General features: G+C 61.0%; 18 protein-coding genes. 7 read left to right on the top strand and 11 right to left on the bottom strand.

Features of this window, described 5'->3' with window-relative positions; all coding sequences use genetic code 11:
• Window positions 1-84: 84 nt before the first annotated feature.
• The 3 genes from rho to AD662_RS27175 all read right to left on the bottom strand — a co-directional run bounded on the left by rho (window position 85) and on the right by AD662_RS27175 (window position 2,743).
• The gene (gene rho / locus AD662_RS27165) at window positions 85-1,344 is read right to left on the bottom strand and encodes a transcription termination factor Rho (protein ID WP_003177350.1); all 1,260 of its coding nucleotides are present in this window, start codon (window positions 1,342-1,344) and stop codon (window positions 85-87) included.
• A gap of 241 nt (window positions 1,345-1,585) precedes the next feature.
• On the bottom strand, window positions 1,586-1,915 hold the full coding sequence (trxA, locus tag AD662_RS27170; RefSeq protein ID WP_018610661.1) for a thioredoxin TrxA: 330 nt from the start codon (window positions 1,913-1,915) through the stop codon (window positions 1,586-1,588).
• Window positions 1,916-2,035: 120 nt separating this feature from the next.
• The gene (locus tag AD662_RS27175) at window positions 2,036-2,743 is read right to left on the bottom strand and encodes a FadR/GntR family transcriptional regulator (protein ID WP_018610663.1); all 708 of its coding nucleotides are present in this window, start codon (window positions 2,741-2,743) and stop codon (window positions 2,036-2,038) included.
• A 254-nt stretch (window positions 2,744-2,997) separates the two neighbouring features.
• Between AD662_RS27175 and AD662_RS27180 the strand changes: the two genes are divergently transcribed.
• Genes AD662_RS27180 through AD662_RS27195 form a run of 4 tightly spaced genes read left to right on the top strand, consistent with a single transcriptional unit; the run spans window position 2,998 to window position 5,856 of the window.
• Entirely contained in the window at window positions 2,998-3,783 is a 786-nt protein-coding gene (locus AD662_RS27180) for a transporter substrate-binding domain-containing protein (protein ID WP_018610665.1), read from the top strand.
• Window positions 3,784-3,804: 21 nt separating this feature from the next.
• Window positions 3,805-4,485: an amino acid ABC transporter permease gene (locus AD662_RS27185; protein WP_014340792.1), complete on the top strand. Its 681-nt coding sequence runs from the start codon at window positions 3,805-3,807 to the stop codon at window positions 4,483-4,485.
• Complete coding sequence (locus AD662_RS27190) at window positions 4,482-5,132, top strand: amino acid ABC transporter permease (protein WP_053190058.1); 651 nt, start codon at window positions 4,482-4,484, stop codon at window positions 5,130-5,132. Before AD662_RS27185 ends, AD662_RS27190 begins: the two co-directional genes overlap by 4 nt.
• Window positions 5,119-5,856: an amino acid ABC transporter ATP-binding protein gene (locus AD662_RS27195; protein WP_018610670.1), complete on the top strand. Its 738-nt coding sequence runs from the start codon at window positions 5,119-5,121 to the stop codon at window positions 5,854-5,856. The genes AD662_RS27190 and AD662_RS27195 overlap by 14 nt, the downstream gene beginning before the upstream one ends.
• 3 nt (window positions 5,857-5,859) lie before the next feature.
• Here the strand turns inward: AD662_RS27195 and AD662_RS27200 are convergent, their stop codons facing one another.
• From AD662_RS27200 to AD662_RS27215, 4 genes are all read right to left on the bottom strand, one after another.
• A complete protein-coding gene (locus tag AD662_RS27200) occupies window positions 5,860-6,324 on the bottom strand; it encodes a DUF1120 domain-containing protein (protein ID WP_235862376.1) in 465 nt (154 codons plus the stop codon).
• A 10-nt stretch (window positions 6,325-6,334) separates the two neighbouring features.
• Window positions 6,335-8,944, bottom strand: a complete 2,610-nt coding sequence (locus AD662_RS27205) for a fimbria/pilus outer membrane usher protein (protein WP_248842557.1) — start codon at window positions 8,942-8,944, stop codon at window positions 6,335-6,337.
• A gap of 8 nt (window positions 8,945-8,952) precedes the next feature.
• Complete coding sequence (locus AD662_RS27210; protein ID WP_235862378.1) at window positions 8,953-9,657, bottom strand: fimbria/pilus chaperone family protein; 705 nt, start codon at window positions 9,655-9,657, stop codon at window positions 8,953-8,955.
• A gap of 178 nt (window positions 9,658-9,835) precedes the next feature.
• Complete coding sequence (locus AD662_RS27215) at window positions 9,836-10,486, bottom strand: DUF1120 domain-containing protein (protein WP_018610678.1); 651 nt, start codon at window positions 10,484-10,486, stop codon at window positions 9,836-9,838.
• Window positions 10,487-10,864: 378 nt separating this feature from the next.
• On the opposite strand from AD662_RS27215, the gene ppx reads away from it, so the two are divergent.
• Window positions 10,865-12,367, top strand: a complete 1,503-nt coding sequence (gene ppx, locus AD662_RS27220; RefSeq protein WP_018610680.1) for an exopolyphosphatase — start codon at window positions 10,865-10,867, stop codon at window positions 12,365-12,367.
• Window positions 12,368-12,554: 187 nt separating this feature from the next.
• Here the strand turns inward: ppx and ppk1 are convergent, their stop codons facing one another.
• Window positions 12,555-14,771 carry a polyphosphate kinase 1 gene (gene ppk1 / locus AD662_RS27225; RefSeq protein ID WP_014340795.1) on the bottom strand — a complete coding sequence of 739 codons (2,217 nt, stop codon included), beginning with the start codon at window positions 14,769-14,771 and terminating at the stop codon, window positions 12,555-12,557.
• 17 nt (window positions 14,772-14,788) lie between these two features.
• Entirely contained in the window at window positions 14,789-15,802 is a 1,014-nt protein-coding gene (hemB, locus tag AD662_RS27230; RefSeq protein WP_053190061.1) for a porphobilinogen synthase, read from the bottom strand.
• A 205-nt stretch (window positions 15,803-16,007) separates the two neighbouring features.
• Here hemB and AD662_RS27235 point away from each other — a divergent pair, with 205 nt between their 5' ends.
• Window positions 16,008-16,631, top strand: a complete 624-nt coding sequence (locus AD662_RS27235) for a DedA family protein (protein ID WP_053190062.1) — start codon at window positions 16,008-16,010, stop codon at window positions 16,629-16,631.
• Here AD662_RS27235 and AD662_RS27240 read toward each other — a convergent pair.
• Window positions 16,612-17,859, bottom strand: a complete 1,248-nt coding sequence (locus AD662_RS27240; protein WP_053190063.1) for a sterol desaturase family protein — start codon at window positions 17,857-17,859, stop codon at window positions 16,612-16,614. The genes AD662_RS27235 and AD662_RS27240 overlap by 20 nt on opposite strands.
• Window positions 17,860-17,982: 123 nt before the next feature.
• Between AD662_RS27240 and elbB the strand changes: the two genes are divergently transcribed.
• Window positions 17,983-18,651, top strand: coding sequence for an isoprenoid biosynthesis glyoxalase ElbB (gene elbB, locus AD662_RS27245; protein ID WP_024619875.1), 669 nt, complete (start codon window positions 17,983-17,985; stop codon window positions 18,649-18,651).
• Window positions 18,652-18,774: 123 nt separating this feature from the next.
• On the opposite strand, the gene AD662_RS27250 is transcribed toward elbB, so the two are convergent.
• Window positions 18,775-19,230 (bottom strand): YaiI/YqxD family protein, encoded by a 456-nt coding sequence (locus AD662_RS27250; RefSeq protein WP_053190064.1) that lies wholly within the window; start codon window positions 19,228-19,230, stop codon window positions 18,775-18,777.
• Window positions 19,231-19,238: the final 8 nt, after the last annotated feature.

A 19,238-nucleotide genomic window follows, 5' to 3' on the forward strand; every position in this document is an offset into this window, starting at 1 on the left:
TTTAACGCCGCCCGTCCAGAATAGTGAATGCACAGATAGCAAAAAGCCGGGTTTCCCCGGCTCTTGCTGGCCTGTCTTGGCGATTTACTTGCGTTTCATCGACAGGAAGAACTCATCGTTGGTCTTGGTCGCCTTCAGCTTGTCGACCAGGAACTCGATGGCAGCGACTTCATCCATCGGATGCAGCAACTTGCGCAGGATCCACATGCGCTGCAACTCGTCGTCGGCGGTCAGCAACTCTTCGCGGCGCGTGCCGGAGCGGTTGATGTTGATGGCCGGGAAGACACGCTTCTCGGCGATACGACGATCCAGAGGCAGCTCCATGTTGCCGGTGCCCTTGAATTCCTCGTAGATCACTTCGTCCATCTTCGAACCGGTTTCAACCAGCGCGGTGGCGATGATGGTCAGCGAACCGCCTTCCTCGATGTTCCGTGCGGCACCGAAGAAACGCTTCGGTTTTTCCAGCGCGTGGGCATCGACACCACCGGTCAGCACCTTGCCGGAGCTCGGGATCACGGTATTGTAGGCACGGGCCAGACGAGTGATGGAGTCCAGCAGGATCACCACGTCCTTCTTGTGCTCGACCAGGCGCTTGGCCTTCTCGATCACCATTTCGGCAACCTGCACGTGGCGGGTCGGCGGCTCGTCGAACGTCGAGGCGACCACTTCGCCGCGCACGGTGCGTTGCATCTCGGTCACTTCTTCCGGACGCTCGTCGATCAGCAGCACGATCAGGTGAACTTCAGGGTTGTTACGGGCGATGTTGGCCGCGATGTTCTGCAGCATGATCGTCTTGCCCGCTTTCGGCGGTGCCACGATCAGGCCACGCTGGCCTTTGCCGATGGGTGCGCACAGGTCGATGACACGACCGGTGAGGTCTTCGGTGGAACCGTTGCCGGCTTCCATCTTCATGCGCACGGTCGGGAACAGCGGCGTCAGGTTCTCGAAGAGAATCTTGTTCTTCGCGTTTTCCGGACGATCGAAGTTGATCGTGTCGACCTTCAGCAGTGCGAAGTAACGCTCGCCTTCCTTCGGAGGGCGGATCTTGCCAACGATGGTGTCACCGGTGCGCAAGTTGAAGCGACGGATCTGGCTCGGCGAGACGTAGATATCGTCTGGGCCGGCAAGATAGGAAGCGTCTGCGGAGCGAAGGAAGCCGAAGCCGTCCTGGAGAATCTCCAGCACGCCATCACCGGAGATTTCCTCGCCGCTTTTCGCGTGCTTCTTGAGCAGGGAGAAAATCACGTCCTGCTTGCGCGAACGGGCCATATTTTCTATGCCCATCTGTTCGGCCAATTCGAGCAGTTCGGTAATCGGCTTTTGCTTGAGTTCAGTCAGATTCATATAGGAATGACGTAATCATTTATGGAGGGGGGAAATTAAGCTTTTGGCTTAATGAGGCCGCGCCGCGGAGAAGGCGACAGGATCGCGTACTTATTCGAAAGGAGAGCGTCGGCGACGGCTTGCAGGGGGCACTGGAGAAACCAGTGCGGGGCCGAATGTAACACCTGGGTTTGCGAGCGTCTAGCCCTGAATAACGAAAAAGCCCCGCGATTTGCGGGGCTTTTTCAATGGCATTCGACGCTTAGATGTTGGCGTCGATGAAAGCAGCCAGTTGCGACTTCGACAGCGCGCCAACCTTGGTAGCTTCGACGTTGCCGTTCTTGAACAGCATCAGGGTCGGGATACCACGTACGCCGTGCTTGGCCGGAGTCTCCTGGTTTTCGTCGATGTTCAGCTTGGCGATGGTCAGCTTACCTGCGTAGGTGGTAGCAATATCGTCCAGGACCGGGGCGATCATTTTGCAGGGACCGCACCACTCAGCCCAATAGTCGACCAGTACCAGGCCTTCGGCCTTGAGTACGTCAGCCTCGAAGCTAGCGTCGCTAACGTGTTTGATAAGCTCGTTGCTCATGGAAGTCTCCGGGTAATCAGCAAAAAAACGTGGCCCATCATAGCTGCCCTTCCAAGGTTCAGGAAGCTTGAGTTGATTGAGTCTCGCTATGGCGACAGATGTATTTGGGTATAGCCCAAGTCACGAGGCAACAGGCGCCACGAAGGAAATCCCGGTACGCAGTGCGGCGTTACGTACATGTTCCTGCATGGCTTTTTGCGCAGCCCCCGAAGCGCGGCGAGCCAAGGCGCGAAGGATCTTGCGATGCTCCTGCCAGGTTTCCATCGCCCGCTCCGCCCGGATGAACGGTAGTTTCTGGCTTTCCAGGAAGATATCGGCGCTGGCGGTGAGGATGCTCAGCATCGCCTGATTACCGCTGGCCAGCAGGATTCGTCGATGAAATTCGAAATCCAGTCGCGCGGCGGCGTCGAAATCCCCGACCTTCAACTCCCGGCGCATGGCTTCGATATTGTCTTGCAGCGTGTCGAGCTCGTCGGCGCTCAGCGTTACCGCCGCCAACCCCGCCGCGAAGCCCTCCAGGGCGTAGCGCAATTGGAAGATATCCACCGGCGAGGCCTGGGCCGCGAACGGCCAGCCCGGCGCCGATTCGCTGCGTGGAGCCTCTACCGGTGCCTGCACGAACACCCCCTTGCCCGGCTGCACGCTGATCATGCCCAGGGCACTGAGGGAGGACAGCGCTTCGCGCAGCGACGCCCGGCTCACGCCCAGTTGCAGCGCCAGGTCCCGTTGCGACGGCAGCGCATCGCCCGGGCCGAAGCCTTCATCGACGATCAGTTTGCGGATGGCTTGCAGGGCCACTTCAGGAACGGCGCGAGCGATGGAATTCATGATTTTTCAGACGAACCGGGCCAGTGAGCGGCTAGTTGTAAAGCTATTCGTCGCCCCCGGCAAGTCGTGCCCCAGCAGGGTTCGACGACAAATGCCGACGCCCGATAACGGTGCGAAACGCGGCGCAACTGTTCAGACCAGTAAGACCGCTCCCCACCAGCAAAACCGTGGCTTTGGCCGATTAAAAGCCGCCTTGGCATGGCCTGTGCTCTGTCCGAACGCAGAAATCACATCACCGATTGCGGAGATTCGCCATGATTCAGCGTTGCAGCGCCCTGCTCACAGCCCTGTTTGCCAGCCTGATGCTCTGTCAGCTGCCCGCCCACGCCGACGGCCTGGAAGACGTGGTCAAGCGTGGCACCCTCAAGGTCGCCGTGCCCCAGGACTTCCCGCCATTCGGTTCGGTAGGCCCGGACATGAAACCCCGCGGCCTGGACATCGACACCGCAAAACTGCTGGCCGACCAGCTCAAGGTCAAGCTTGAACTGACGCCGGTCAACAGCACCAACCGCATCCCCTTCCTGACCACCGGCAAGGTCGACCTGGTGATTTCCAGCCTGGGCAAGAACCCGGAGCGGGAAAAGGTCATCGACTTCTCCAGTGCCTACGCGCCGTTCTACCTGGCCGTGTTCGGCCCGCCTGACGCCGCGATCAACACCCTGGACGACCTCAAGGGCAAGACCATCAGCGTCACCCGTGGCGCCATCGAAGACATCGAGCTGACCAAGGTCGCCCCCGAAGGCACCACCATCAAGCGCTTCGAAGACAACAACTCGACCATCGCCGCCTACCTGGCCGGCCAGGTGGACCTGATCGCCAGCGGCAACGTGGTGATGGTCGCCATCAGCGAACGCAACCCCAAGCGTGTTCCGGCGCTGAAGGTGAAACTCAAGGACTCGCCGGTGTACGTGGGCGTGAACAAGAACGAGCCGGCGCTGTTGGACAAGGTCAACCAGATCCTCGCCACCGCCAAGACCGATGGCAGCCTGGAGAAAAACTCCCAGACCTGGCTCAAGCAGCCGCTGCCGGCCGATCTCTGACCGTCGCTTGAGAGGCTGAGCATGGCTTATCAGTTCGATTTTCTACCGGTGGTGCAAAACACCGAGCTGCTGTTGCGCGGTGCGCTGTTCACCCTGGAACTGACGGCCATCGGCACGTTGCTCGGGGTCAGCCTGGGCATCGTCGGGGCCGTGGTGCGGGCGTGGAACATTCGCCCGTTCGCGGCGATCTTCGGCGTGTACGTGGAGTTGATCCGCAACACGCCGTTCCTGGTGCAGCTGTTTTTCATCTTCTTCGGCTTGCCGTCCCTGGGCCTGCAGATTTCCGAATGGCAGGCCGCAGTATTGGCGATGGTGATCAACCTTGGCGCCTACTCCACCGAGATCATCCGTGCCGGCATCCAGGCGATCCCACGGGGGCAACTTGAAGCCGCCGCGGCCCTGGCGATGAGCCGCTTCGAGGCCTTCCGTCATGTGGTGCTGCTGCCGGCGCTGGGCAAGGTCTGGCCGGCGTTGAGCAGCCAGATCATCATCGTGATGCTCGGCTCGGCGGTCTGTTCGCAGATCGCCACCGAAGAGTTGAGCTTTGCCGCCAACTTCATTCAGTCGCGCAACTTCCGCGCGTTCGAAACCTATGCGCTGACCACGCTCATCTACTTGTGCATGGCGCTGTTGATCCGCCAGTTCCTCAACTGGGTGGGCCGCCGTTGCCTGTACAAGAGCGGCAACGGGAGCGGCCGATGAGCGATTTCACTTTCTGGGACGTGGTGCGCAACCTGCTCACCGGCCTGCAATGGACCCTGGCGCTGTCGCTGGTGGCGTTTATCGGCGGTGGCGTGATCGGCTTGCTGGTGATGGTGCTGCGCATCTCCAAGCGCGCCCTGCCCCGCAACATCGCCCGTACCTACATTGAGCTGTTCCAAGGCACACCGCTGTTGATGCAGCTGTTCCTGGTGTTCTTCGGCGTGGCCCTGGCCGGGGTGGAAATTTCCCCCTGGATGGCGGCGGCGATTGCCTTGACGCTGTTTACCAGCGCCTACCTGGCGGAGATCTGGCGCGGTTGTGTCGACTCGATTTCCTACGGCCAGTGGGAAGCCTCGGCGAGCCTGGCCCTCAACCCGCTGGAGCAGTTGCGCTACGTGATCCTGCCCCAGGCCCTGCGTATCGCCGTGGCGCCGACCGTGGGCTTTTCGGTGCAAGTGGTCAAGGGCACGGCCGTGACCTCGATCATTGGCTTTACCGAACTGACCAAGACCGGCGGCATGCTCGCCAACGCCACGTTCGAGCCGTTCATGGTCTATGGCCTGGTCGCCCTCGGCTATTTCCTGCTCTGCTACCCCTTGTCCCTCAGTGCGCGCTACCTGGAAAGGAGACTGCATGCCTCTGCTTAGAATTACCGCCCTGCATAAATACTACGGCGATCATCACGTGCTCAAAGGCATCGACCTGAGTGTCGAGGAAGGCCAGGTGGTGGCGATCATCGGCCGCAGCGGCTCGGGCAAATCCACCTTGCTGCGCACCCTCAACGGCCTGGAATCGATCAACGATGGTGTGATCGAAGTCGACGGCGAATACCTCGATGCGGCCCGCGCCGATCTGCGCAGCCTGCGGCAGAAAGTCGGGATGGTGTTCCAGCAGTTCAACCTGTTCCCGCACCTGACGGTTGGCGAAAACGTCATGCTCGCGCCGCAGGTTGTGCAAAAAGTGCCCAAGGCCAAGGCGGCCGTGCTGGCGCGGCAGATGCTGGAACGGGTCGGGCTTGGCGAGAAATTCGATGCCTTCCCGGACCGCTTGTCCGGTGGCCAGCAACAACGGGTGGCAATTGCCCGGGCGCTGGCGATGTCGCCGAAAGTGCTGCTGTGCGACGAAATCACCTCGGCCCTGGACCCGGAGCTGGTCAACGAAGTGCTCAGCGTGGTGCGGCAACTGGCCAAGGAAGGCATGACGCTGATCATGGTCACCCATGAAATGCGTTTTGCCCGGGAAGTCGGCGACAAACTGGTGTTCATGCACCAGGGCAAGGTGCACGAGGTGGGCGATCCCAAGGTGTTGTTCGCCAATCCGCAGACAGCCGAACTGGCGAACTTCATCGGCACCGTGGAGCCGGCGGCGTGACGGTCAGTGGGCGGATACCAATTCGAAGCGTCCACGACCCTCGATCAACGTTTCCTCGCGAACCCGCGTCGCCGTTACGGGCAAGTAGGTTTCAATCTCGACTTGCGCGGAAAACATCCGCCCCTGGATAGGCGCACCGCCCTGTCGGGCAACCAATGTCTGGCCGGGCAACAAGCGACTGGCCTGTTCCAGGGAACGCGCGCGCCCCTGGAACAATTCGACAGCCTGCCCGTCCAGCCGGGGCTGCCTGAGGCTCAACGTGAAGTTGCCTTGCAATCCCAGGCTGAAGGCCTCGGGGCCGGCGCCGGGGCCGTCGAAACGCAAAGCCATCGCGGTGGGCTGGGGACAGACCACGCTCAGGTTCAAGGTTCGCTTACCCAGCGCCAGCTCAGCCTTGCCCGGCTGCTCGACCTGCAGTCCGCCCCGGTGCAGGCGGCCATAATCGACCCGATCCTGACTCAGCGACACATTGCATTGCTCAGCTTTCGCTGGGCTCGCCAGCATCAGTATCGCCATCGAGCAACTCAGGCAACTCAGGCTCCTCGGCAGTCGCCAGTGCCTCATTTGACTGAAGGTCACGGCATACCGCCGAAGCGCTTTCATAAGGGAGATCTTCATCATTGTCTTCCGTCAGTTCGAATTGAAGTTGGCAGGTCCTGGAATCGGACAGCGCTACTTTCAGGGCCTGCTGCCCGCCGATATCGCCAATGAAAATCATGCCGTCGCCCGCCACGCTGGTGAGGAAGTCGTCATTGTCGGCCAGTACCGAGACACCGTGAGGAAGCGCCTGGCCGCCTTCGTCGCGAGCATGCAGCAACAGCCTGCGGACGTTGACCACCGAAAAGTCGACGGCATTGAATGAGCCGCGCCCGGCGCTCAGGACCTTGGTGCCGTTCTGGATATCCACACGTTTGGGCAGCGACCGGGTGTCCACTTCGAGCCGGCTGTTGTTGTAGGCGGGCAAACTGGCGATGACCGCGCGGCCCTTGGCGTCCGTCCACACCGGGCCTTGCGGTGTGCTTATCCTGGCCCCAGGAACACCTGCCAGGGAAACGACACCAAACGTTTCCTGGACCCTGTAAGGGGAAAACGTCATCCCTTGTCCGTGGGCCACGACGCCACCTTTTAGATATCCGCTGTAATTGGTGCTGAAACGATCCTGACTGGCCGTCAATCCGACCTGGGTATAGCGCGGCGTAGCGTTGACAGTGCCTCGCGTCAGGGATTGCGGATGGTTCAGCCCCTGTTCGGCGCCGACCTCATAGTTGAGGTATTCGTTGACACGCTCACTGTAGGCCGCCGTCATGGTGGAGCGACTTCCCTGGTGCCTGATGGAGGAACGGGCACGCCGGTCCTTGCCCAGCGGTACGCTGACCTGCAGGCGAACTGACACGCCTTCGTCATACGAGCCTGACGCACCGACCGCCGAGTCGATGTAGGCACTCACACTCGCGTGCTTGAACGATTTGCTCCAAGAGCCATGTAAACGCGCGTAGGCCTGATCATCGAATTGCGATGATCGCGAGTAACCGACCGAGAAACCGCCCAGCGCCGGATCGAACCAGCTGAGTCCAGCCGTGTATTGGTCCTTGAAGCGCGACGCAAGAAAATCATCCCGGTCGGTATGCCTGTCGACGTAGTGGATCTGCGAGACCTCGCGGTAGCCTGGGGTTTGCCGGGTGGCGCTGAGTGTCAGGTCCAGGTTGTCGGCCAGAGAAGTGCCCAGCGAAAGGCTGCTGCGCGCGCCGGACTCACCGCTGGCCTTGTCGCGCGAGACATTGCCGCGCGCGCCAAGCGTCAGGTTTTCCATGGGGCGGGTATCGAGCCCAAGGCCCGCCGCCTGATAAGTTTGCGCGCCCACCAGGCCAGTACTCAGGGCCGAACTGCGCCCGAGCCCCCAGCTTGCGCTCCCCATTGCCAGCAGCGGCTGGTCGCCCTCACTGCCTTCTGACGCACGTACCTGGCCGAGGGAGACGTAATAGCCCGACTGAGCGGGTGCCGCGCCCCGGAAAGACGCCGCCGGCACGACAAAACGCTGCTCCGCGCCGTTCTCCTCGATCACGCTCACTTCAAGATCGCTGGTGCCGTTGAGCAGCGGCAAATTGCTGAGCGTGAAGGGCCCTTCCGGAACCAGCGTTGTATAGATCAACGCGCCGGACTGACGGACCTCCACGCGGGACTGGCTCAGCGCCAGCCCTTCCACCACGGCGCCACTCGCGCCGGCGTTGCGCTTTACGCCGTCGGGGAAAAATTGCAGGCCGGAGAACTGGACACCACCAAACACCGGGCTGTTGCTGGAGAGCTGTCCGAGCTGGAAAGTGGATTGCCAGGGCAACAGGTCGCGCTGGGCGTAGGCGTACAAATGCTCGCTGCGCTGCACCCCGTTGATCGAGGTATTAAGCTGCCGGCTGCGCACGATCCAGTCCCCCAGGTTGACGCCGGCTTCCGTGGCAACGGATAGATAACGGCTTGCACCGCCTGAACGCGACTGGCTTTCCAGGCCCAGCACATCGTAGTTGAGCAGGCCTGCCAGGCCGCCTCGGGAAAACATCCCTTCGTCCAACCCCAGCTCGCGAAACGCCTCGCTCGGCACCACCAAAGCGACCTCCTCGCGATTGGGGCGCAGGCTCACGACGGTATTGGGGTATTGAGCCAGAAAATCATGGCATGCCGGTTCGCTCCATTCTCCCTGGTCGACGGTGGCGGCAGGCACGCGCAAACCGGCCTTATCCAAGAGAACCTGGGTGAAGCACAACTCGCCCTCACGATCGAATCGCGCCTCGGTCAACCCGAGCTGATTGCCGTTGACCCGCAGACTCACCACCCGCGTGCCCTCATGAAAACGCGGCGCGTGACGAAAATAGTCCGAAACACCCGGGTCGATCCCCCGGGACGAGAGGATCGAGGTGTCGAATTGCGCCAGCGTCTCGCCGGCCTTGCCCAGTCCCTGCGCGAGCACATATCCGCCGGTTCCACACCAGATTGCCGCGGATAAAATCAGCTTGCGCGACCAAAGTCCTCCAGCACCCCGCCCGCAAACGAATCGACGACCGCCGTTGCGCACGACCAGACAGGGCTCGGCCTGCATGACCGTCATCATTGACGTGTGACCGGTGCATCGAAGTTGCCAATCGCAAACCCGTACACTGTCGCAGGCTGGATCGTGACCGAAGTCACGGCTGACGTAGGCTCCTTGAATGGGGCCGTCAGGGTTTCGCCCGGCAAGATGTAAGTGCGAGGCAGGGAAACCGGGGTTTCCAGTGGGTTCAGCTGTACCCGCTCAGACAAGCGCACGACATAGGGGCTGTCGTTCTCAACCGCCAGGCTCTCCCCATCGGTTTTCCATTTCAGAAGCTCCCAAGGCGCCTGATGCCGAGCCAAGCCCTTGGGATGGATGATAAGCGGCAGGTTATGCCGGATATTGATGCCCACCGTGGCACCGCCGGTGGATTTCTTCTGCGGGATACCTTCGAAGGTGACCCGCTTGAGTCGCTGGGTCTTGAGCGGCTCCTTGAATGCCCCGATCAAACGGATCAACTGCGTTTCGCCCGCATCGACGCGCGTGATCGGCGGCGTCACGATCACCGACAGTTCGGAGTCTTCCGGTATGTGTTCAACTTTTGAATGAAGCAGGGTCGGGCCGGCATCGGTATTCCGGAGGTTGATGGTGGCTTCGCCATGTTCTTCATAAAAGATGACCACGGTGGTTTCCGGCTGCATGCCGGCGGCCATTGCCGACCCGCACACCAGGCACAGTGATGCACACCAAGAAAATTTCAATCTCGATAAAAAATTCAACACGCACTCTCCCGCCACGAATCGAAGTTCATGGAGCGACATATATAACTAGAAGAATAAAACTCAAAAACGACCGCTGCTTGATGCATCGACGATTGTTAGTCGTCAGCTTCAACCAGCGGTACAGAGCCAATCATGCCCAGTAAAAGAGCCAGCCCCGGGACAGGAGCTGGCATCGGTGTTAGATGTAGGTCAGCTCCATCGTTGCACTGCCATCTATGTCCACCTGCTCCAGAAGAGCAAGCTCAGTCGTGTTGTTGATGGCGGCCTGGACTTCCAACTCACCGGTAACGGTTGTCAGAAGATGGGGGCTGTTGGCCCCGTTAGGAGACCACGAGAGGACATAGTTGGGCGTGCTTCGAAAAAGATCGCTCGCCCCCGACCAGTTACCTCCGCCGTTCAAAATAGTTCTGAAATCGGTGCTGCCGTCCACAGAATAATTGCGGACATGCAGGCTGTAGGCTCCAATCTTTCCACCCTCGGTGTTTGTACCCAGTCCAAAACTATTACGCGGGTCGGCAAGGCCAGGATCAATCGCAACCATGGCTTCATGCTTTCTGCTGGCGGCCCGATTGTCGGCAGCAGTCAAGCCAACAAGCGTTGGTCCATCACAGGCGATGCTGAACGTCGTGGTCAACTTTTGCAGTGCGGTGTAATCGACAGGACTCAAGTCAGTGACGGTAAGTCGTCCATAATCCACAGCCAACGTAGGAATATTCAGCGAGCAACTGCCAGGAACGATACTGCCCGTCACCTGCAAATCAGCAGCTTGAACATTGGCGCAGGCCAAGGCGAGAACACTGACTGCTGTCAACCCAAGTATTTTTTTCATTTCTTGATTCCTCAACTAACATCAATGAGATGCCGTTCATGCAACGCCCGGGAATTCCTTATCCCAACAGCCTAACTCAGCAGACAATTTTTCTTCCTGAACCTGAAGCAGTCACAACAACTAACAGCACGGCGAAATTGCCGAACGGAAGTCTCGGTTAAGTCCTCTTAAAAATAAGCCGGAAATATCAACTATCCTTGTAGGAAAGTGCCATACGCCCAGATGTAAAAGTTGATTTCTTACAGAGGCCTCCCACTAAGTTATATCTTTTCTACCTTCAGCCAAAAACCTGTCGGCGACCGAACCTCACTCGCATCCGTTGGCGGCGACGGTCGATCGTGGCAGGATGACGTGGTTATCGACCGAGACTTTTTGACCATGCCGCCATCCCAAGCCAAGAATCTGTCCCTGATCGCTGCCATAGACCTGGGCTCCAACAGCTTCCACATGGTCGTCGCCAAGGCCCAGAACGGGGAAATCCGCATTCTTGAGCGGCTCGGCGAGAAGGTCCAACTGGCCGCCGGCATCGACGAAGAGCGCAAGCTGAGCGAAGAATCCATCCAGCGCGGGCTCGATTGCCTCAAGCGGTTTGCCCAACTGATCAACGGTATGCCCCTGGGCGCGGTGCGGATCGTGGGCACCAACGCCCTGCGCGAGGCGCGCAACCGTGGCGAGTTCATCCGCCGCGCTGAAGAAATCCTCGGGCATCCGGTGGAAGTCATTTCCGGCCGTGAAGAAGCGCGCCTGATCTATCTGGGCGTCTCCCACACCTTGGCCGACACGCCGGGCAAGCGCCTGGTGGCGGACATCGGTGGCGGCAGTACCGAATTCATCATCGGCCAGCGCTTCGAACCGCTGCTGCGCGAAAGCCTGCAGATGGGCTGCGTCAGCTACACCCAGCGTTATTTCCGCGACGGCAAGATCACCCCGGCCCGCTACGCCCAGGCCTACACGGCGGCGCGCCTGGAAATCATGAGCATCGAACACGCCCTGCACCGCCTGACCTGGGACGAAGCCATCGGCTCCTCAGGAACCATCCGGGCCATCGGCCTGGCCCTCAAGGCCGGTGGTTACGGCACCGGCGAGGTCAACGCCGAGGGCCTGGCCTGGCTCAAGCGCCGGGTGTTCAAGCTCGGTGAAGCGGACAAGATCGATTTCGAAGGCATCAAGCCCGACCGCCGAGCGATTTTCCCCGCGGGCCTGGCGATCCTCGAGGCGATTTTCGACGCCCTCGAACTGCAACGCATGGACCACTGTGAAGGCGCCCTGCGCGAAGGCGTGCTCTACGACCTGCTGGGACGTCATCATCACGAAGACGTGCGCGAGCGCACCCTGGGCTCGCTCATGGAGCGTTATCACGTCGACCTGGAACAAGCCGTACGGGTCGAACGCAAGGCGCTGCACGCCTTCGACCAGGTCGCCGATGACTGGGACTTGAACGACGGGGTGTGGCGCGAGTTGCTGGGCTGGGCCGCCAAGGTCCATGAAGTGGGCCTGGACATCGCCCACTATCACTACCACAAGCACGGCGCCTACCTGATCGAGCATTCGGACCTGGCGGGGTTTTCCCGAGAAGACCAGCAAATGCTCGCGCTGTTGGTACGCGGCCATCGGCGCAACATTCCCAAGGATAAATTTGCCGAGTTCGGCGATGACGGCATCAAGCTGATTCGCCTGTGCGTGCTGCTGCGCTTCGCGATCCTGTTCCACCACATCCGTGGCACCCAGGAAATGCCCCAGGTGGTCCTGCACGCCAATGGCGATCAGTTGGATGTGCTGTTTCCCGAAAAATGGCTGGAAGAGAATCAACTGACCCAGGCCGACTTCGCCCAGGAAGCCGACTGGCTGACCCGGGTCGGGATTGTGCTGAACATCCACTGATTATCGACTGCAACGCAGATCTCTTGTGGCGAGGGGATTTATCCCCGCTGGGCTGCGTAGCAGCCCTAAAACCAGCCTACCCGTTTTGTCGGGCTGATTGCCTTCAACTCTTTGGGGCCGCTTCGCGGCCCAGCGGGGATAAATCCCCTCGCCACAAAAGCTGAGCCTGCCGCCACCCACCGAGTTTTTAACGAACCGCCAACACCGGGCTGCTCAAGCGCTCGAGCAACGTCGCCTGGGCGCTGCGCGGGTTCTGGTTGCCGGTCGGCGTGTTGCGGATGTAACGGCCATCCGACTGCAGGCTCCAGCTGTGGGTGTTGTCGGTCAGGTAGCTTTCCAGCTCCTTCTTGACCCGCAGGATCAGCTTCTTGCCTTCCACCGGGAAGCAGGTCTCGACCCGCTTGTCGAGGTTGCGCTCCATCCAGTCGGCGCTGGACAGGAACATCTGCTCCTCACCGCCGTTGAGGAAGTAGAACACCCGCGTATGCTCCAGGAACCGCCCGATGATCGAGCGGACATGGATGTTGTGGGACACCCCCGGAATGCCTGGCCGCAGGCAGCACATGCCCCGCACCACCAGATCGATGCGCACGCCCGACTGGCTGGCCTTGTACAACGCACGAATGATCTTCGGGTCGGTCAGCGAGTTGAACTTGGCAATGATGTGGGCCGGCTTGCCGTCCAGGGCGAACTGCGTCTCCCGGGCGATCATGTCGAGCATGCCCTTTTTCAGGGTGAACGGCGCATGCAGCAGCTTCTTCATGCGCAGGGTCTTGCCCATGCCGATCAACTGGCTGAACAGCTTGCCGACGTCTTCGCACAAGGCATCGTCGGAGGTCAGCAGGCTGTAGTCGGTGTACAGGCGGGCGTTGGCAGCGTGGTAGTTGCCGGTGCCCAAGTGGGCGTAACGCACGATCTCACCGGCTTCACGGCGCAGGATGAGCATCATCTTGGCGTGGGTCTTGAAGCCGACCACGCCATAGATCACCACCGCACCGGCCGCTTGCAGGCGGCTGGCCAGTTGCAGGTTGGATTCCTCGTCGAAGCGGGCGCGCAATTCGATCACGGCCGTGACTTCCTTGCCATTTCGCGCCGCGTCCACCAGGGCATCGACGATTTCCGAGTTGGCGCCGCTGCGGTACAGGGTCTGGCGCACCGCCAGGACGTGGGGGTCCTTGGCGGCCTGGCGCAGCAGGTCGACCACCGGCGTGAACGACTCGAACGGGTGCAACAGCAGGATGTCCTGCTTGCTGATCACGCTGAAAATGTTCTCGCTGTTTTGCAGCAGTTTCGGGATCTGCGGCGTGAACGGCAGGTATTGCAGTTCCGGGTGGCTGTCCAGGCCGGTGATGCTGAACAGTCGGGTCAGGTTGACCGGGCCGTTGACCTGGTACAGCTCGGTCTCATGCAGGTTGAACTGTTTGAGCAGGTAGTCGGACAGGTGTTTGGGGCAGGTATCGGCCACCTCCAGGCGCACCGCATCACCGTAGCGACGGGAGAACAGCTCGCCGCGCAGGGCGCGGGCCAGGTCTTCGACGTCCTCGGTGTCCACCGACAGGTCAGCGTTACGCGTCAGGCGGAACTGGTAGCAACCCTTCACCTTCATGCCCTGGAACAGGTCATCGGCGTGGGCGTGGATCATCGACGACAGGAACACATAATTGTCGCCGGGGCCGCCGACGTCTTCCGGCACACGGATGATGCGCGGCAACAGCCGTGGCGCCGGGATGATCGCCAGGCCGGAATCGCGACCGAAGGCGTCGATGCCTTCCAACTCGACGATGAAGTTCAGGCTCTTGTTGACCAGCAGTGGGAACGGGTGCGTTGGATCGAGGCCGATCGGGGTGATGATCGGCGCGATCTCGTCGCGGAAATAGCGGCGCACCCAGGTCTTGATCTTGGTGTTCCAGTTGCGGCGACGGATGAAGCGCACCTGGTGCTTTTCCAGCTCCGGCAACAGGATGTCGTTGAGGATCGCGTACTGCCGGTCCACATGACCGTGGACCAGTTCGCTGATGCGCGCCAGGGCCTGGTGCGGTTGCAGGCCATCGGCGCCGGCCTGTTCACGGGCGAAGGTGATCTGCTTCTTCAGGCCGGCGACGCGGATCTCGAAAAACTCATCCAGGTTGCTGGAAAAGATCAGCAGGAATTTCAGCCGTTCCAGCAGCGGATAGGACTCGTCCAGCGCCTGCTCCAGCACGCGGATGTTGAACTGCAGTTGCGACAGCTCGCGATGGATGTACAGGCTGCTGTCATCCAGGTTGGGAATCACAATCGCCGGGGCCGGTGCGGGCTCGACGACAGCCGGGGCAGCAGGCTCCAACGCTGGCGGTGTCTCGGCAACCTGCTCGACCACGGGTTGAGCGTCTTTTACGGCAACTTCGGAGAGTCCTTCGGTATTCATCGCAAGTTCCTGGGAGGCTATTTCTGCTCTCGTAACAATTGGGCGGCGCGCACAGCAAAGTAAGTCAGGATGCCATCAGCACCTGCGCGTTTGAAAGCGGTCAAGGACTCCAGGATCACCCCTTCGCCCAACCAGCCGTTCTGGATCGCGGCCATGTGCATCGCGTACTCGCCGCTGACCTGATAAACAAAGGTCGGCACTTTGAATTCGTCTTTGACCCGGCAAAGAATGTCGAGGTAAGGCATGCCAGGCTTGACCATGACCATGTCTGCCCCTTCTGACAAGTCAGCCGCCACTTCGTGCAAGGCTTCCTGACTGTTGGCCGGGTCCATCTGATAAGAGGCCTTGTTGGCCTTGCCCAGGTTCAGGGCCGAGCCGACCGCGTCGCGGAACGGGCCGTAATAGGCGCTGGCGTACTTGGCCGAGTAGGCCATGATCCGCACGTTGACGTGACCGGCCACCTCGAGGGCTTCGCGGATCGCCTGGATGCGCCCGTCCATCATGTCCGACGGCGCCACCACCTGGGCTCCGGCCTCGGCATGGGACAAGGCCTGCCTGACCAGTGCATCGACGGTAATGTCGTTCTGCACGTAGCCTTCTTCATCGAGGATACCGTCCTGCCCGTGGGTGGTGAACGGGTCCAGCGCCACGTCGGTGATCACCCCCAGCTCCGGGAAGCGCGCGCGCAGGGCACGGGTCGCGCGTTGGGCGATGCCTTCCGGGTTCCAGGCTTCGGCGGCGTCCAGGGACTTGAGTGTCGGCGGTGTGACCGGGAACAGCGCCAGCGCCGGAATGCCCAGCTCGACCCACTGGGCGGCTTCTTCGAGCAGCAGGTCGATGGTCAGGCGTTCCACCCCGGGCATCGACGCCACCGCTTCGCGACGGTTCTCACCGTCCAGCACGAATACCGGCAGGATCAGGTCATTGGTGGTCAGCACGTTTTCACGCACCAGCCGACGCGAGAACTCATCACGGCGGTTGCGACGCAGGCGGGTAGCAGGGAACAGACGATTGGCGGGGGTAAAGCTCACGGCAGACTCCTGAGCCCGTGCTGACGGGCGAGCGTGACAGTTATAAGCGCCCATTATGACGAAGACATTACAGTTATGTGCACCTGCGTCCTGTCGTCGCAGTTATTGTCATTGTAGGAATTGTTCACGTCGAGACACATTTCGATACTTTCCTGAATGTGCCTGAAGGGTTAGGCTGCGCGTTCATTTCGCCAGCACCCAGACAATGCTCCAACAATTTCTGCATGACTTCGGCTACTTGGCCCTGTTTATCGGCACGTTCTTCGAAGGCGAAACTATCCTCGTGCTCGCAGGTTTCCTGGCGTTCCGTGGCTACATGGACATCAACCTGGTCGTCGTCGTGGCGTTCTGCGGCAGCTACGCGGGCGATCAGCTGTGGTATTTCCTGGGGCGCAAGCACGGCCGCAAGCTCTTGGCGCGCAAGCCGCGCTGGCAGTTGATGGGGGATCGGGCACTGGAGCACATTCGCCGGCATCCGGACATCTGGGTCCTGAGCTTCCGTTTCGTCTATGGCCTGCGCACGGTGATGCCGGTGGCGATCGGCCTGTCAGGTTACCCGCCGGGTCGCTACCTGTTGCTCAACGGCATCGGTGCAGCGATCTGGGCCACGGCATTGGCCGCTGCCGCGTACCACTTTGGCGCGGTGCTCGAGGGCATGCTGGGCAGTATCAAGAAGTATGAGTTGTGGGTACTCGGCACGCTGCTGGTGCTGGGCCTGCTCCTGTGGCTGCGCCGACGCATCAAGAATGCCCGGCTGGCCAGGAAAGTCCTCGAAGCCGAGCGCCTGGAGCAAGCCAGGTCCGGCGAACCTACGACGCCAACCGAGTAAACCGGGTACGGCAGCAATACAGCCCGATGCCGCTGAGCAGGCTGTAGCTGAGCAGCCCGGCCCAGGCCCCATGGCTCATCACAGCGCTGGCCGGCCACAACCCGGCCAGTGGCGCCAGCCATACCAGCGGCACGTTCGAGGCCAGTCGCAACAGCTCCAGCCGCAACGCCCACGGGCGATTCTCCAGGGCCACGCCCAACACGAACAGACCGAACGCCACCGCCCCCCAACCCAGCACCAGGGCGGTGACCGGCAGGCTGGTTTCAAGGTTCATCAGATAACTGCCCAAGGCAATGTAGGCGCAGAACTGCAGCCCCACGTACCACTGCTGGCGCGGGTCCAACGGCACTTCGAACTTGCGGAACTGGCTCAGGTCCGGCTTGTTCAGCGGATACCTGGCCGCGACGTCCGTCGGACGCCAACCGGTGGGCATGAACCAGATCCGCAACTTGTCCCACCAGCGCTCGGCCCGCCGCGCATCGGCCCACAGCTGTGCATAGAACTGCAGGTTGGCCCACAGCGGATTCCAGCTTGCCAGCGGCGTGGTCACGCCGAAAATCACCGGTTCGTTGGTGTCTTCTTCCTGGAAGGTGCCAAACAGACGGTCCCAAATAATGAACACCCCGCCGTAGTTGCGATCCATGTAGAGAGGGTTCTGTGCATGGTGGGCACGATGATTGGACGGCGTGACGAAGCACCACTCCAGCCAGCCGAGCTTGGGAATGTGCTGGGTGTGGACCCAGAACTGGTACAGCAGATTCAACGCCGCGACGCTGACGAAGACCACCAGCGGCACGCCCAGTACGGCGAGCGGGACGTAGAAGATCCAGCTCAGCAGGAACCCGGTGCTGGTCTGGCGCAACGCGGTGGAGAGGTTGTAGTCCTCGCTCTGGTGGTGCACCGAATGGGCCGCCCAGAGGATGTTGCGCTCATGGCCCATGCGGTGCAGCCAGTAGTAACAGAAGTCGTAGAACACGAAAGCGAACACCCAGGTCCAGGCCTGGTCGGCGGGCCATTCAATCACCGCCAAGTGTTCGACTGCGAAGGCGTAAGTGACAAGTCCCACGCCCTTGGTCAGCAAACCGGTGGTGGTCGACAGCACGCCGGTGCTCAAGCTGTTGATCGCGTCTGCCACGCGGTAGTGGCTCACGCCGCGCCAGCGATCGGCCAGCAACTCGACGGCGATCAGCACGAAGAAGAACGGCACGGCATACAGGATGAAATTCATGACGCAACCCGGGCATGCAAGGCAGGGAGATAGTCGGCAGATTAGGTGTAGCTGCCCGATCCCCCTATGGCAACGAGTGACAAATTAGTAGACATTTAACGCCATGAATCTGGAGAAAAGCCCATGAGCAAAAAAATTGCAGTGATCCTTTCCGGCTGTGGCGTGTATGACGGCGCCGAGATCCACGAAAGCGTGATCACCTTGCTGCGCCTCGATCAGCGTGGAGCACAGGTCCAGTGCTTCGCCCCCAACATTGCCCAACTGCATGTGATCAATCACCTGACCGGCGAGGAAATGCCCGAGAGCCGCAACGTGCTGGTGGAATCGGCACGGATCGCCCGCGGCAACGTGAAGGACTTGCGTGAAGCCAGCGCTGAGGATTTCGACGCCCTGATCGTACCCGGTGGTTTTGGCGCGGCGAAAAACCTCTCCAACTTTGCCGTCGAAGGCGCTGGCTGCACAGTCCAGCCAGAGCTCCTGGCACTGACCGAGGCCTTTGCCGAGGCCGGCAAACCGGTCGGGCTGATCTGCATCTCCCCGGCCCTGGCGGCGAAGATCTACGGCCCGGGTGTGGTCTGCACCATCGGCAACGATGTCGACACGGCCGCCGCCGTGACCAAAATGGGGGGTACTCACGAGGACTGCGCCGTCACCGACATCGTCGAAGACCGCGCGCGCAAACTGGTCAGTACCCCGGCCTACATGCTGGCGCAGAACATCAGCGAAGCGGCTTCAGGCATCAACAAGCTGGTGGACCGGGTGTTGGAGCTAACGCACGAGAACGACGCCTGACATCACAACAACCCTTGTGGGAGCGGGCTTGCTCGCGAAAGCGGTGTATCAGCCACTCGATGGGCCAACTGAACCGACGCCTTCGCGAGCAAGCCCGCTCCCACAAGGGGATTGAGGCAAGACTCAGGAAATCCGGGTCAGGCGCGTCAGGATCCGATCCAGCGCATTGGCAAACCCCTGCTTGTCCCGCTCGCTGTACGCCGCCGGGCCGCCGCCCATGTGGCCCTGTTCGCGCAAATCGGTGAACAGGTTGCGCACCGCCAGTCGGTCGCCCATGTTCTGTGCATCGAACTCCTTGCCTCGCGGATCCAGCGCGGCAACGCCCTTCTTCACCAACCGGTCGGCCAAGGGCACGTCGCTACAGATCACCAATTCACCCGGTTCGGCGTGCTCCACCAGGTAATCGTCCGCCGCATCAGGGCCACTGGGCACCACGATCAGCTTCACACAGGCCAGCCCAGGCTTGATCTGCGGCTGACCGGCCACCAGCACCACCTCGAACCTGCGCTTCAAGGCGAACTTGACCACCAGTTCCTTCGCGGCCTTGGGGCAGGCGTCGGCGTCGATCCATACGCGCATTGAATGGT

This window comes from Pseudomonas kilonensis, from assembly GCF_001269885.1.
GTDB classification, from domain to species: Bacteria; Pseudomonadota; Gammaproteobacteria; order Pseudomonadales; family Pseudomonadaceae; genus Aquipseudomonas; species Aquipseudomonas kilonensis.

Excerpts from the sequence above, each read along its gene's own strand:
- AD662_RS27180 (WP_018610665.1), top strand. The coding sequence starts at position 2,998 with ATGATTCAGCGTTGCAGCGCCCTGCTCACAGCCCTGTTTGCCAGCCTG.
- AD662_RS27205 (WP_248842557.1), bottom strand. The coding sequence starts at position 8,944 with ATGCAGGCCGAGCCCTGTCTGGTCGTGCGCAACGGCGGTCGTCGATTC.
- AD662_RS27195 (WP_018610670.1), top strand. The coding sequence starts at position 5,119 with ATGCCTCTGCTTAGAATTACCGCCCTGCATAAATACTACGGCGATCAT.
- trxA (WP_018610661.1), bottom strand. The coding sequence starts at position 1,915 with ATGAGCAACGAGCTTATCAAACACGTTAGCGACGCTAGCTTCGAGGCT.
- AD662_RS27240 (WP_053190063.1), bottom strand. The coding sequence starts at position 17,859 with ATGAATTTCATCCTGTATGCCGTGCCGTTCTTCTTCGTGCTGATCGCC.
- AD662_RS27250 (WP_053190064.1), bottom strand. The coding sequence starts at position 19,230 with ATGCGCGTATGGATCGACGCCGACGCCTGCCCCAAGGCCGCGAAGGAA.
- elbB (WP_024619875.1), top strand. The coding sequence starts at position 17,983 with ATGAGCAAAAAAATTGCAGTGATCCTTTCCGGCTGTGGCGTGTATGAC.
- AD662_RS27185 (WP_014340792.1), top strand. The coding sequence starts at position 3,805 with ATGGCTTATCAGTTCGATTTTCTACCGGTGGTGCAAAACACCGAGCTG.
- AD662_RS27215 (WP_018610678.1), bottom strand. The coding sequence starts at position 10,486 with ATGAAAAAAATACTTGGGTTGACAGCAGTCAGTGTTCTCGCCTTGGCC.
- AD662_RS27175 (WP_018610663.1), bottom strand. The coding sequence starts at position 2,743 with ATGAATTCCATCGCTCGCGCCGTTCCTGAAGTGGCCCTGCAAGCCATC.
- ppk1 (WP_014340795.1), bottom strand. The coding sequence starts at position 14,771 with ATGAATACCGAAGGACTCTCCGAAGTTGCCGTAAAAGACGCTCAACCC.
- rho (WP_003177350.1), bottom strand. The coding sequence starts at position 1,344 with ATGAATCTGACTGAACTCAAGCAAAAGCCGATTACCGAACTGCTCGAA.
- AD662_RS27235 (WP_053190062.1), top strand. The coding sequence starts at position 16,008 with ATGCTCCAACAATTTCTGCATGACTTCGGCTACTTGGCCCTGTTTATC.
- AD662_RS27190 (WP_053190058.1), top strand. The coding sequence starts at position 4,482 with ATGAGCGATTTCACTTTCTGGGACGTGGTGCGCAACCTGCTCACCGGC.
- ppx (WP_018610680.1), top strand. The coding sequence starts at position 10,865 with ATGCCGCCATCCCAAGCCAAGAATCTGTCCCTGATCGCTGCCATAGAC.